Source organism: Gelidibacter sp., from assembly GCF_039916245.1.
Classification (GTDB): Bacteria; Bacteroidota; Bacteroidia; order Flavobacteriales; family Flavobacteriaceae; genus Gelidibacter.
The window spans coordinates 1-13672 of the sequence record NZ_JBDSLS010000307.1 but is presented as its reverse complement, the minus strand read 5'-3'; the positions used below and the strand labels follow the sequence as shown (position 1 = coordinate 13672).

Below are 13672 nucleotides of genomic sequence, written 5' to 3'. Positions count from 1 at the left end.
TACCTGTTCCTAAAAATGTAATTTTCAAAGGTGCTTTGTTTAGAACAAAAGTAGGTTTAATTTTTTGTTTGAGATAGCAATTAGGTACCTTTGTCGTTGACAAAAACTCAATCTACAACATGGAGATCACCTTAAAAGGCGACAGGGAATTTGAAGATATTCCGTCGTTAAAGACAAAAGCACTTCGTATTAATCTTAATGAGAATATTTACGGTACCTTTGCTGAAATTGGGGCAGGACAAGAGACTGTTAGACAGTTCTTTAGAGCGGGCGGTGGTTCTAACACTATTGCTAAGGCAATGTCTGCATATGATAAAGATTTTAGCGATGCAATTTATGGCGCAGAAGAAGATGGACGGTATGTGACCGAAGCGCGTTTGAGAAAAATGTTATCTCATGAAATAAACTTAATTGAAGAACGTCTTTCAAGAGATAAACATCCCAATAAAATGTTCTTTTCTTACGCTAATACCGTGACCACCATTGACTTTGCCAAACAATACAAAGGCCATGGCTGGGTAGGTATCCGCTATCAAATTGACCAAGACAAACCTTATAACGAAATCATTCTGCATTTGCGTTTTAGAGAAAATGATGCACGTTTACAACAAGAAACCCTTGGTATTTTAGGAACAAACCTCATTTATGGCGCTTATTATAAGTACAATGAGCCTAAAAAACTATTACGTTACTTATATGATCATTTAGATCAGGATCAAATTGAAATTGATACGATTAACTTTTCAGGTCCTGTATTTGAAAATGTTGATAATCGACTGATGAGCTTACAATTGGTTAAAAACAACATGACCGATGCGGTTATGTTTGCTCCTGACGGCAATAACGTGCTTCCTGCAAAAATTCTTTATAAGAAAAATATTTTGGCATTACGCGGTAGTTTCAGACCTGTAACCAAGGTAAATATTGACATGTTTCAGAAATCTTACGACATGTTTATTAAAGAAAACAAAGTCGATCCTAACAATACTCAAGTTGTTTTTGAGATTACCCTTTCCAATTTAAGAGCTGAAGGCGAAATTGATGAGCAGGATTTCATGGACCGAGCAAGATTGCTATGCTCTTTGGGTCATACCGTTTTAATTTCCAACTTTCAGGAGTATTACAAATTGGTCGAGTATTTCTCCCAATACTCCAAAAACAGAATGGGATTATCCATGGGCGTCAATAACTTAGTGGATATTTTTGATGAGAAATATTACCGTCATTTAAGCGGCGGCATTTTAGAAGCTTTCGGAAAACTATTTTTCAAGGATTTACGTGTGTATCTCTATCCAATGCTGAATGAAGACGGTGCAATCATGGATAGTGAAACCTTAAAAGTACATCCTCGCATGAAGGAATTGTATAAATTCTTCAAGTACAACGGAAAAGTGGTGGACATCACAGATTTTGATCCGTCAATCCTTACCATTTTCTCAAGATCAGTTCTCAAATCGATAACTGATGGCGATGAGGGCTGGGAAGAAATGTTACCTCCTGGAGTTTCAAAAATTATCAAGGAAAAACGCCTATTTGGCTATGAGGCAAAAGAAGTTATTCGCAATCAATAATAAAATACAATAGAAAAAGACCTTAGTTTAAATCGCTAAGGTCTTTTTTTTTATGTGTTTTTGGAATCAACTATTAATTCCAAAATTTGTTCAGCATGTATTTTGGCTTTTACATTATCGATCACTTTTACGATAATACCATTTTCATCAATCACAAAAGTTACCCGATGAATCCCATCAAAGGTACGTCCCATAAATTTCTTTTCGCCCCAAACATCAAAAGCCTTAAGGACTTCCTTGTCTTCATCGGCCAATAATGGATATGGGAATTTATATTTTTCTTTAAAGTTCGCTTGTCGCTTGGCGCTATCAGCGCTGACCCCTAATATTTCATAACCTTTAGCTTTTAAATCTTCGTAGTTATCCCTAAGATTACAAGCTTCAGTGGTGCACGTTGGGGTGCTGGCTTTCGGATAGAAGAAAATCACTAATTTTTTTCCTTTATAATCTGACAAAGAAATGGTATTTCCTTGTTCGTCTTTTGCTGAAAAACTTGGAGCATTGTCTCCCGCTTTTAATTTGGTCATAACTGTTTTTAATTTGATATTTGTAAAAATACAACTTATGACCAAACAAGAAAAGGTAGATTTTGTTATAAATACGTTAAAGCAACTGTATCCAACAATTCCCGTACCTCTCGACCATAAAGATCCTTATACCCTTTTGATTGCTGTTTTGATGTCTGCACAATGTACAGATGTACGTGTCAATCAAATTACACCACTGCTTTTTGCAATAGCTGATAATCCCTACGACATGATTAAACTCTCGGTTGAAGAAATCAGAGACATTATCAGACCTGTCGGCTTATCGCCAATGAAAAGCAAAGGTATCCATGGATTATCACACATTTTGATCGATAAACATAACGGACAAGTGCCTAAAACTTATGAGGAATTGGAAGAACTACCCGCTGTTGGACACAAAACGGCAGCGGTCGTAATGTCTCAGGCCTTCGGAATTCCAACGTTTCCTGTGGATACCCATATCCACCGATTGATGTACCGTTGGAATTTGACCAATGGTAAAAATGTGGTGCAAACTGAAAGAGATGCCAAACGTATTTTTCCTGAAGAAACTTGGAACGATTTGCACTTACAGATGATATGGTATGGCAGGGAATATTCTCCCGCTCGCGGTTGGGATTTGGAAAAAGATATTATCACAAAAACCATTGGACGCGCAAGTGTTTTAAAAGAATACTATGCTAAAAAGAAGTGATTTTGAATTAAAGATCGGAATTTTAGCGCCTCAAAATTTATAAAATTAGCCATCCCAATTCTATTGGATTAACTTTAAGCAACCACAGGGATTCCTACTTTCGCAGAAATATAAAAGTCCCAACAAATTAGTTGTCGGGACTTTTTTAGTCTTAGTTTAAAATTAATTCAAACTTTCTGTCATTCCAACGTAGAATACTAAGAGCCTTGGAATAATTCAAAAGCAAATCAACGGTTTCATCTTTTGGATTTAGATTGTCGTTTTTTTGAGGACATTTAGAGTAAAGTTTTGCCATTATTAGGGATTTTATATGTGATTACAACCCTATTAACGCAACAAAACCACGTTTATTACATCAATTTGTAAGAATTATACTTTTTTCCTCAATAACCTTTCTCAAATTGATTAACGCGTATCGCATTCTGCCTAAAGCCGTATTGATACTTACGCCAGTTTTATCAGATATCTCCTTAAAACTCATATCATTATACATCCGCATGACCAATACATTTTTTTGATCCTCTGGTAATTCTTCGATCAATCGTCTCAAATCAGATTCAATCTGCTCTTTGATCATTCCCTTTTCAGCATCTAATGACGAATCACTAAGCACTGAAAAAATACTGAATTCTCCAGCATTATCAAACTTTGGCATGCGCTTACTTTTTCGGAAGTGATCAATGATTAAGTTATGTGAGATCCGCATAACCCAAGGTAAAAACTTACCTTCTTCATTGTATTTTCCTAATTTGAGCGTACGGATAACCTTGATAAATGTATCCTGAAAGATATCTTCGGTAAGATCTCTATCATAAACTTTAGAGTAGATAAAACTATAGATTTTTTGCTTGTGTCTGGTGATCAATATAGAAAGAGCACCTTCGTCTCCTTTAACGTAATTGCTCACTAAAACAGCGTCTGCGATAAGTTCGTCCTTCATAATTATTACTTTTATGCTTGGAATAGTTCCGAGCTTGGGGTTAATCTTTTTAAAGTAATATTATGGTATAGGCTGCTTTGTTAAAGTTATTTGGGTCAAATATAACAACATATATTCCTATAAAGCAAAAAACAGACCGAAATTTTAACATTTTATTGCACAATAACTTCTTTTCACTACAGCGTTAGTTGTAGTATCTTTGCATTCTTATATGCTTTAATGACCATGAACATTAACCTTTCCGAAGTAAATCCAAAACAAAATATTATCATTAAAGGTGCTAATCTTCACAATCTAAAAAATATAGATGTGGTGATTCCGCGCAATAAATTGGTGGTTATAACCGGATTATCAGGTTCTGGAAAGTCGAGTTTGGCTTTCGACACTTTATATGCTGAAGGTCAAAGACGTTATGTGGAAAGTTTATCGAGCTATGCGCGTCAGTTTTTGGGACGCCTCAACAAGCCAAAAGTCGATTACATTAAAGGGATTGCTCCTGCCATTGCCATCGAACAAAAAGTCAATTCTACCAATCCACGATCTACAGTTGGCACGACAACCGAAATATACGATTACCTAAAATTGCTGTTTGCCCGAATCGGGAAAACCTACTCGCCTATTTCGGGCAATTTGGTCAAAAAACATACCACTGCAGATGTTTTAAATTTGGTCAAATCCTTTGAAGAAGGTGAAAAGCTATTGCTCCTCGCTCCTATTATTTTAGAGGAAGGCCGTACGATGACCGACAAACTAAAAGTGCTCCAACAACAAGGATACGCAAGAGTACACTATAAAAATGAAGTCCTTCGGATTGAAGATGCGATCGAAAAAAGCATTGAAAAAAACAGCTTTTTAGTGGTGGACAGAATTGTCGTCAAACACGAAGATGATTTTTATAATAGATTGGCGGACGCTATTGAAACCTCGTTTTTTGAAGGGAAAGGCACGACCATCATCGAATCACTTTCCGATCATAAACAGACCATTTTCAACAATAAATTCGAATTGGACGGCATGACCTTTTTGGAGCCAAACGTCCATTTGTTCAGTTTTAACAATCCTTACGGAGCTTGTCCTAAATGTGAAGGTTATGGCGATGTGATTGGCATTGATGAAGAACTCATCATTCCAAATACCGCACTTTCTATTTACGAAAACGCCATCTTTCCTTGGCGAGGTGAAACCATGGGCTGGTTTAGAGATCAATTGGTCAATAACTCTCATAAGTTTGATTTCCCGATCCACAAACCTTATTTTCAATTATCGGATGATCAAAAACAACTCATTTGGGATGGCAACGCCTACTTTACAGGTTTGGACGATTTCTTTGCTGAATTAGAGTCAAAAGCTTATAAAATTCAGAATCGGGTCATGCTTTCCCGTTATAGAGGAAAAACCAAATGTAGCGCCTGTCACGGCAAACGTTTACGACCTGAAGCCAATTATGTGAAAATTGACGGCGTTACCATTACGGATTTGGTAACCATGCCTTTAGATAAATTGGCCGAGTTTTTTAATCAACTGGAGCTGAACGAATATGATACAACCATTGCTAAGCGCTTGTTGAAAGAAATCACAAATAGATTGTCTTTCTTATTTAATGTCGGTCTTGATTATTTGACCCTCAACCGAAAGTCGAACACTTTATCCGGTGGCGAAAGTCAGCGTATCAACTTAGCGACTTCCTTAGGCAGCAGCTTAGTGGGTTCCATGTACATTCTGGATGAGCCGAGTATTGGCCTGCATCCTAAAGATACTGAAAAACTTATCACGGTTCTTAAAGCCCTGCGCGATTTGGGCAACACGGTTATTGTGGTGGAACATGATGAAGATATCATGCAAGCCTCTGACGAGATTATTGATATTGGTCCGGAAGCTGGCACCCTGGGTGGCGAAGTTGTAGCCACAGGAAGCTATGCAGATATTCTGAAATCGAACTCGTTGACCGCTCAATATTTAAACGGCAAACTCAAAATTGAGGTGCCTAAAAAGCGTCGTACGTCTAAATATCAAATTGAAATCATCGGTGCCAGAGAACATAATTTACAGAATATTGATGTGACTTTTCCTTTAGAAATGTTAACGGTCGTGACCGGTGTTTCTGGGAGCGGTAAAAGTACTTTGGTCAAAAAGATTCTCTATCCCGCAATTCAAAAACAGCTGACTGGCTTTGGAGATAAAGCCGGACAGTTTACCGAACTGAAAGGAAACTTTACGAACATTAAGCATATTGAGTTTGTAGACCAGAACCCCATTGGACGTTCTTCACGTTCCAATCCGGTGACTTATGTAAAAGCTTATGATGATATCAGAGCGCTTTACGCCAATCAGAAATTGAGCAAAATAAGAAACTATCAAGCTAAACACTTCAGTTTTAACGTGGATGGCGGTCGTTGTGAAACCTGTAAAGGCGATGGCGAAGTGACCATTGAAATGCAGTTTATGGCCGATGTGCACTTAACTTGTGAAGCCTGTAACGGCAAACGATTCAAAAAAGAAGTTTTGGAAGTCACTTTTGAAGATAAAAATATTGATGACGTTCTCTCCATGACTATTGATGATGCCATTGCTTTTTTTGAAAAACACGACCAGAGTAAAATTCAAAGTAAATTACAACCGTTACAAGATGTAGGATTGGGCTATGTAACTTTAGGTCAAAGTTCCTCAACACTTTCTGGTGGTGAAGCACAGCGTATTAAGTTGGCCACGTTTTTAGGAAAAGGTTCTAGAAGAGATAATGCACTTTTCATTTTTGATGAACCAACGACAGGTTTGCATTTTCATGATATTAAAAAACTTTTAAAATCTTTTCAAGCGCTGATTGCTCAAGGGCATTCCATTATTGTTGTTGAGCATAATCTCGAATTGATCAAATGTGCGGATTATATTATTGATTTAGGTCCTGAAGGTGGCGAACGTGGCGGAAAATTAATTGCTGTGGGCACGCCTGAAGAATTGGTTAAGAATAAAAACTCTGTGATTGGGAAATATTTGAAGGAGAAGATTTAGGGTTCAGTATTCAGTTGGCAGTCTTCAGTTGGCAGTTGGCAGTTTGTAGGTTGTAGTTTCTGCCTATTCAGATTCTGCGGAGGGATTCATGTAGTTTGAATAATCCGTCATTCTCTGCGCCTCTGCGCCTTTGCGAGAGCATTTATAACTACCATCTTCATTCTTCGAGCTTCCAACTCCGTGCTTCAAGCTTTTATTCTTCTCAATAAAACAAAAACGCTACCAATCCCATAATAGCGAAAGAAAATGGCAATACAATTAACAAAAACAAAAAGGTCACTGCACTACTTTTTATAAAACTCCGAAGGTATCCTTGTTTATAAAAATGCTTTACGCCCAAAAACAAATAGATAAATGAAGAAAGCATAACTAACGCCATAATCCATCCTGGGATATTTTTCCATATTAAATTCGCTATAACCAATAAGCTGAATAGTGCAAATAGAAAGGCGAAAAAGTAAAAAGTAAACACCAGATGATAAGCGAACCTCCCTTTTCTAAAATAGAAAAGTTTCAAAATGAGAGCGAAAATTGGTAATAATATAAACATTGCCAGCGGTATACTGTCATAAAAAGCTTGCAAAATAGAGCCTACACTTTTACTCTTTAAAAATTTTAGAATCTGTTTGAAAACACGTTTAACCACATAGCTATCGTCATCCTTCATTCCCATTTTTCGATATATTTCCTGATCAGAAGCGCCGACCTGAATCATTGAATCTATTTCAAACTCATTAAAATCAAACTTAACTGCCGAATTTGGATTAGATTGGTAATGTCGCCCCATGCCTATTTGAGCCTTAGGTTGTTTCTCATTATTAACCGATTTGGAATCATATTCCTTAACTTGTTGATTTATCGATGTTATAGCAAGTGAATCCTTTTTTTTCTGTTTTATAGAATCCAAAAAGATGTGACTTTGCTCAATATCATGCTTTAGAGCGCTATCGAAAGTTTCTGCTTGTTTGCGACTGATAAATGAAAACAAAAAGAAAAACACTACTGAGATAAATAAATAAATCTGAGCAGGATGCAAATACAATAATCGCCGGCCTTCAACAAACTGTTTTGCGAGATAGCCTGGCCTGAACATGAGCGGGATAAAACTCTTAAAAAACCGGGCATCCACAGAAAAATAATTACTGATAGTATTATTGAAAAGTACACCTAATGTGAGTTCAGCCTTTGATTTCATTCCGCAATATGGACAAAACGGATAATGAGCTTCAAAGCGCTGGGAACAATTCTGGCAATCGGTCAGTGATCTTTGCATTAGTAAATAATTAATGGATATAAAAGTAATGAAGTTCCATAAATAGTTTTGTCTTGTATACAATTGTTTCAAAAGTGCGATTTGTAAGCCACAACTTCAACATCATTTCTCCTTAACTTATTTAATACTTATTTAAGTTAACTGTTTTACGCGAAGCCTGTGACAGCACAAAGCTCAAGCGCCTCACAACAAGTGTTTTAACATTTTCGGCATGCAATTTGAAAAGGTTTCATCATATAGCGTAAGCCGAAAAGCTAATGAGTAGGCACCATCTTAAATCCTTTAATTATGAAAAAGCAATTACTTTTTAATGCGATGGTGTTAATAGGATTGACATCAATATCAGCATCAAACACCAACTTTGCACCACAAGGCGATGATTTTACAAATAAAGCACGTTACCGATATGTTGAACCGATCATGTTTATAGAGCAAGGTGTTGAGTTCCTAATTTTCCCTGACGGAAGTTTTGATTTTAATACACATTTGAATAATCAGTCAACAAACTCTCGCCGAAGTTCAATGAATACCGATCAAGGTGGATCTAAAACCATAAATGTTAGATATTATGGAAAATCGATAGTCAACCGCGTAACCATCGAACATAATTATAATGGTATGGTCAAACGCATTGGTAATGTGGCTGTCGAATATGATAAGCATGGTAGAATCAAACGCTTGGGCTCCATAAAAATGAACTATGATGATGGTAAATTATCCAAAGTAGGTGGACTCAAAGTGAAATATAATCGTTGGGACGAAATAATCAGCACTCGTGGCACCGTGCATGAGGCTAACAGGAATTATCAATATGGACCACGCTATTCATCTGTCCACTCAAGCCCAAATTATAAAGACTATGCCAATCACAAGGACTACTACTATTATAAACAAGGCAGCGCTGATAAAAAACAAAAGAAGGTTGGACGATAATATTAAGCTACCAACTTGATTTTTCTTTATGAATTGAACCTATACTTTGATTCCTGAAGTATAGACATCATCCCGAAGTTCTTTCCCCAAAGGCTTTGGGATGTTTTGTTTTGATGCATTAAGTTCTTCTAAGGCTATTTCCTTTCGCATCTGTTTTACTGTTTTTGAACTGCCGTCATGACTCCATCCAGGAGGTCCAAAAACATACATAAACTTGTGCTTTAGACTTTTAGACTTCTTGACATCACGCCAAATATCAGCATATTCATGAGTCAAAATGACCCACAGATTAAAAGATTCCGGCGGACTTGTGACACCATAAGAAATTTCAATAGATTCGTCAAGTGGTTGCCAGGTTCCAAAAATTTTATCAAACACATTTAGAATTCCGCCATGATTTTTATCCATATACTCCAAATTACAAGCATGATGCACCTGATGCATGGTATGGGTGTTCAAAATTTTATCTATAAAACCCAATTTCGGAATAAATACCGTATGCAACTGAAATTGCCAAAGCGCCTCGATCCCTAAACATACCACAAGCATTTCTGGTGGAAAACCGATCGCTACAATCCAAACATAAAACAAGGGTTTGTAAAAAATAGTAAACCACCCATTTCTGACCGCTGTACCCAAATTAAAATTATCGGAAGAATGATGCACAATATGTGCGGCCCAAAAAAATCGAACCATATGGTTTTGACGATGAAACCAATAATAGGCAAAATCATCACACAACATACAAAGTATCCAAATATACCAGGCATATCCAAAAGATTCATAACCCATGATATTCATTCGCACCCCGTCTACTAAAGGATTAAACAGATCATAAACAAAACTAAAAAGAAGAATAATGGTTACGGTTTTAACCAGCGGTGCTATAAGCGTTGACCCAACACCCATCCCAATACTCGAAAATAGATCTCGCCAGTTGTAAAGGTCTTTATGATCATGTGTTTTACTATAAGTAAGTTCTAATAATATTAAGCCTAAAAAGCAAGGAACCCCATATACAAGGGGATTGGTAAAATCCATAGAATGATATTAAAAAAGTCTAAATATTTAGACTTCGCGTTGAGCCGGAAAAGATATGTAATAAACATTCGGCATCAGAAAATATCTACAATTAATTTTAAAGCCGCTGCTTCATCTTTATAATGCTAACAGTCAATTATTTATTACGACAATCAGAGTTATTTTATACAAATAATATAATTTAAATTTGATTCTTATAAAGTTTTAAAATTCATATAATCTACTAAGCAACAGATTTAACTTTTTTGCTTTACTTAATTTTAAGTAAAAATTCAACAAATACATTCATTGAACTCCGTATTTTTATGAGATTTAAATGGTCAAATCATATACTTTTCATTACTCCTTATAAATTTCATTACAAGATCTAAATTGAAGTTTTGTCGAATGCAATTTAAGACTCGAAATTATCTTCCTTCATAAAAGCATTTGTTCCGGAAGAAATTTTATTGATTTTCAAAAGCAATAAATAATTAACCTATTCATAATCATGGCAAAACCCTCTACCCTAACTTTTTGGCACATTGTTTGTATCCTGTCAAACATGTTGAACAAAAAATAAAAACTCATGAAAAAATTAGCCCTATTTTTTACTGCAGTGCTCCTCATTGGGACAGCGGTAAATGCAAAAACCACCGACGTCATTAGAGACAATTCATTCCAAAACGGCCCTAATAATGGCTATGGTAATTCATTTATTTTCACAGAGGGTGGTATTGAGTTTTCTGTATTCCCTGATGGCCAATTCGATTTTTATGTGCCAGATTTTGGTCCTAGAGCAGGCGTATCCATCAACACACCTAATGTCTCCTTCAGCTTCAACACAGGCTATGACTACAGTCCGTATGTACAGTATGATGATTATGGTGCCATAATACAAATTGAAAACACACCCATCTATTATGATTATTATGGACGAATTACACAAGCAGGAAACGTCAATATTAATTATAACAATTATGGACGCGTCAATCGTGTAGGCGGTTTATATGTTTATTATGACAATCATCACCGATTCACACATTATTCAGGCTATATCAACGTATATAACAGAGCTTATATTTACCGACCATGGCATCGTTATTACACGATTCCGGTCTATGAATATCGCGTAGTATACGCAAAACCTTATAGACAATATTACAAACCTGTAAGATATCACTACTACAGACCGTATGTCAATAATTACAGAGAACCAGTGAGATATTCACCACGTCCTCAAAAATCTGTTAATTCTGGAAGAAGAAATACGGTAGCAACGAACAATAGTGCAAGTGATCGTTACCGTCAGGAATCTACACCACGACGCAGTAATGCTGCAACTTCGAGAGGGTCAGGTTCAGCGTCACGTGAGGTTAATGGCAATAGAAGAAATATTGAAAGTTCAATCGTTAACCATGGGAGTTCGCGGACTGTTAATAGAGAAGCTTCTGGGAGAGATGCAAATCAAAATGCAATGCAAAACAGAGAACAACCGAACAGAAACAATGCCCGAAGTTCAAATTTAAACAGTTCTAGAAGTACTGAAGCAGTTAATTCAGGTCGAAATATGAGAACAAGTAGAACTTACGAAACGGCTTCAAATCAAACAAGTGCACGAGAACAGACTGTAAGATCGGCGCCATCAAGATCTGCCAATGTTAATAAAAATTCAGATCAAAGAAAACCAAATACTGTACAATCTCGCACATCTAATGTCGAGCGAAGCGCTAGTAGTAAAACCAGCGCAGCTCAAAATAGTAATAGCACAAGCCCTCAAACGAATAGTCAGGGTTCATCGTCAAGATCAACATCCAGACAAAGTAGAGGGAGTTTATAAGTTATAAAGTTTGGTTGGTTAAGTCCTGCAAGTAGTATGCCTCAAAGCACCTTGCGGGATTTTCCTTTTTCAAAAAGGACTGTAACACAGAGTCGCACGGAGTCCTCTTTTAATAACGAACCAAAAATGAGGACTTAAACTGCCAGCTGAAGACTGAAACTGAGACTGAAGACTGAGGAATGAGACTGAAAACTGCCGACTGAAAAACTACTTCAGCCGCAAATACTTTCGCAACATCGCGCTAATATCTTCTGAAACATTCATGTTAAAAACGAACCCTACGTACACTAAGGTAATCAATATTGATTTTAACGCAATATTTACCAACGGATGAAATGGAAACTCCCAAAAGTAGAAAGCACCGATCAACACAATGATTAATAGACTGGCCTTTCCCGTATCCATGGTAAAAGGCATCATATTAAACTTGCGCTTTACGAAGTAGATTTTAATGGAATTATAGAAAGTAACGGCCAAAAATGTCGCAAATGCCGAACCATTGATGCCATACATCGGAATAAAAATCATATTCAATCCGATGGTCAAAATAGTCAAAATCACACCAAATAATAACACTATCCTATAATAATCGCTATTAAATAAGATGACATTGTTACATCCCATCAAACAATCATAAAGTTTAGCCATACTCACCAAAAAAACAACATAAAGTCCGCCGCTGAATTGTGGCGGAATCGTTTCATAAAGTGAATTGATATTCAATACAATCAACAGGAAAATAAGGCCTCCAATAATGAATAAGGTTTGCGAACTTCTGACGTATAAATCCTCAAGAGCCCCTTTATTATTCTCATTCAAGTATTTTGCCGTCAATGGTTGTAGAATCTGCTGCATTGCTCTTGATGGCACTACGATAACTGTTGCAATGTAGATCGCCACCCCATAATAGGCGACCTTTTCGATAGGAATGTAAAGTCCTAACATAAAGCTATCAATGTCTAAAATAACCGTGGCAATAGATCCAGCGATAATAATCAAAAAAGAATATTTTAGAATAGAACTCAATCGGTCCACCTTATTAAATTTAAAGACAGGCAAACGGATCGTAAATGCATAAAACATCATAATTAACATCCGTAATCCGTAGATGCCAACCACGCCAGCAATATAGGTTTCCACTGAAAACCATTCGAAATAAACACAAAAGAGCAATACCGTTACGCCAATCCGCGGAAATACTTCCTTCATGAAGTTCCCAAAAACCGTCTGCATTTGGGTTTTTGACCACGCAAAAAAGACTTCAAAATAGGCCATAGCAATGGCCGCAAAATAAATGTACCAGACATAATCTCCAATAATAGCATTTTTTTGTGACAAGGCGCCAGCAATGGCATCATAAGCAAAAATCCCAATTAACCCTGTCGGAATGATGAGCGCCAATGGCAAAAAAAGCATCAAGGTCAAAAAACTATTGAGCGAATTTTTGGTTTTGAATGTGGTATAAAACTTAATGATGGTGTTGTGAACTCCAAATGCCAATAAAGGCATCATAATATTGGCGGTTGACAACATAAAGGAAATTAAACCATAATGCACATCCGAAATAAAGAACACATACAAATACAAGGTATTCAAAGCACCTATGGCAAAGCCTAAGTATGTGGTAATCGTGTTCTTAAAAGATTGGCTAATGATTATTCCCATAGAGGTTTAAAACCCGAAGATAAGAATTTTGAGGATTAAGACAAGTTTGTGATCAGATCTGCCAATTTTTTGGTCAGCGACTTTCTGCTGTACTGTTGCAATCCAATAGGATATGAAAACAATGTCGCATTCTTAAAATTCGAGAAACAAGACCGTAAATGTTCCTTTAATTCTGCTTCAGCATCGTAATAAAAATAGCG

Annotated in this window: 10 protein-coding genes; 5 read left to right on the top strand and 5 right to left on the bottom strand. The window is 36.6% G+C overall.

Translation table 11 applies throughout. The features are described from left to right. Positions 1-119: 119 nt before the first annotated feature. On the top strand, positions 120-1571 hold the full coding sequence (locus tag ABIQ28_RS15540) for a TonB-dependent receptor (RefSeq protein ID WP_348038963.1): 1452 nt from the start codon (positions 120-122) through the stop codon (positions 1569-1571). A 50-nt stretch (positions 1572-1621) separates the two neighbouring features. Here the strand turns inward: ABIQ28_RS15540 and bcp are convergent, their stop codons facing one another. Continuing rightward, the gene (gene bcp, locus ABIQ28_RS15535; RefSeq protein WP_348038961.1) at positions 1622-2098 is read right to left on the bottom strand and encodes a thioredoxin-dependent thiol peroxidase; all 477 of its coding nucleotides are present in this window, start codon (positions 2096-2098) and stop codon (positions 1622-1624) included. 37 nt (positions 2099-2135) lie between these two features. Here bcp and nth point away from each other — a divergent pair, with 37 nt between their 5' ends. Next, positions 2136-2792 carry an endonuclease III gene (nth, locus tag ABIQ28_RS15530; RefSeq protein ID WP_348038959.1) on the top strand — a complete coding sequence of 219 codons (657 nt, stop codon included), beginning with the start codon at positions 2136-2138 and terminating at the stop codon, positions 2790-2792. A 355-nt stretch (positions 2793-3147) separates the two neighbouring features. On the opposite strand, the gene ABIQ28_RS15525 is transcribed toward nth, so the two are convergent. Then, positions 3148-3732, bottom strand: a complete 585-nt coding sequence (locus tag ABIQ28_RS15525) for a sigma-70 family RNA polymerase sigma factor (protein ID WP_348038957.1) — start codon at positions 3730-3732, stop codon at positions 3148-3150. Positions 3733-3957: 225 nt separating this feature from the next. Here ABIQ28_RS15525 and uvrA point away from each other — a divergent pair, with 225 nt between their 5' ends. Beyond that, the gene (gene uvrA / locus ABIQ28_RS15520) at positions 3958-6741 is read left to right on the top strand and encodes an excinuclease ABC subunit UvrA (protein WP_348038955.1); all 2784 of its coding nucleotides are present in this window, start codon (positions 3958-3960) and stop codon (positions 6739-6741) included. A 202-nt stretch (positions 6742-6943) separates the two neighbouring features. Here the strand turns inward: uvrA and ABIQ28_RS15515 are convergent, their stop codons facing one another. Then, a complete protein-coding gene (locus ABIQ28_RS15515; RefSeq protein ID WP_348038953.1) occupies positions 6944-8014 on the bottom strand; it encodes a DUF3667 domain-containing protein in 1071 nt (356 codons plus the stop codon). 288 nt (positions 8015-8302) lie between these two features. On the opposite strand from ABIQ28_RS15515, the gene ABIQ28_RS15510 reads away from it, so the two are divergent. Further along, on the top strand, positions 8303-8947 hold the full coding sequence (locus tag ABIQ28_RS15510) for a hypothetical protein (protein ID WP_348038951.1): 645 nt from the start codon (positions 8303-8305) through the stop codon (positions 8945-8947). Positions 8948-8986: 39 nt separating this feature from the next. Here ABIQ28_RS15510 and ABIQ28_RS15505 read toward each other — a convergent pair whose 3' ends face one another. Continuing rightward, the gene (locus tag ABIQ28_RS15505; protein ID WP_348038949.1) at positions 8987-9988 is read right to left on the bottom strand and encodes a sterol desaturase family protein; all 1002 of its coding nucleotides are present in this window, start codon (positions 9986-9988) and stop codon (positions 8987-8989) included. Between the two features lie 568 nt (positions 9989-10556). Between ABIQ28_RS15505 and ABIQ28_RS15500 the strand changes: the two genes are divergently transcribed. Then, positions 10557-11807, top strand: a complete 1251-nt coding sequence (locus tag ABIQ28_RS15500) for a hypothetical protein (RefSeq protein ID WP_348038947.1) — start codon at positions 10557-10559, stop codon at positions 11805-11807. A gap of 207 nt (positions 11808-12014) precedes the next feature. On the opposite strand, the gene ABIQ28_RS15495 is transcribed toward ABIQ28_RS15500, so the two are convergent. After that, positions 12015-13472, bottom strand: coding sequence for a polysaccharide biosynthesis C-terminal domain-containing protein (locus ABIQ28_RS15495; RefSeq protein ID WP_348038945.1), 1458 nt, complete (start codon positions 13470-13472; stop codon positions 12015-12017). Positions 13473-13672 lie beyond the last annotated feature (200 nt).

Excerpts from the sequence above, each read along its gene's own strand:
- ABIQ28_RS15540 (WP_348038963.1), top strand. The coding sequence starts at position 120 with ATGGAGATCACCTTAAAAGGCGACAGGGAATTTGAAGATATTCCGTCG.
- uvrA (WP_348038955.1), top strand. The coding sequence starts at position 3,958 with ATGAACATTAACCTTTCCGAAGTAAATCCAAAACAAAATATTATCATT.
- bcp (WP_348038961.1), bottom strand. The coding sequence starts at position 2,098 with ATGACCAAATTAAAAGCGGGAGACAATGCTCCAAGTTTTTCAGCAAAA.
- ABIQ28_RS15495 (WP_348038945.1), bottom strand. The coding sequence starts at position 13,472 with ATGGGAATAATCATTAGCCAATCTTTTAAGAACACGATTACCACATAC.
- nth (WP_348038959.1), top strand. The coding sequence starts at position 2,136 with ATGACCAAACAAGAAAAGGTAGATTTTGTTATAAATACGTTAAAGCAA.
- ABIQ28_RS15515 (WP_348038953.1), bottom strand. The coding sequence starts at position 8,014 with ATGCAAAGATCACTGACCGATTGCCAGAATTGTTCCCAGCGCTTTGAA.
- ABIQ28_RS15525 (WP_348038957.1), bottom strand. The coding sequence starts at position 3,732 with ATGAAGGACGAACTTATCGCAGACGCTGTTTTAGTGAGCAATTACGTT.
- ABIQ28_RS15505 (WP_348038949.1), bottom strand. The coding sequence starts at position 9,988 with ATGGATTTTACCAATCCCCTTGTATATGGGGTTCCTTGCTTTTTAGGC.
- ABIQ28_RS15510 (WP_348038951.1), top strand. The coding sequence starts at position 8,303 with ATGAAAAAGCAATTACTTTTTAATGCGATGGTGTTAATAGGATTGACA.
- ABIQ28_RS15500 (WP_348038947.1), top strand. The coding sequence starts at position 10,557 with ATGAAAAAATTAGCCCTATTTTTTACTGCAGTGCTCCTCATTGGGACA.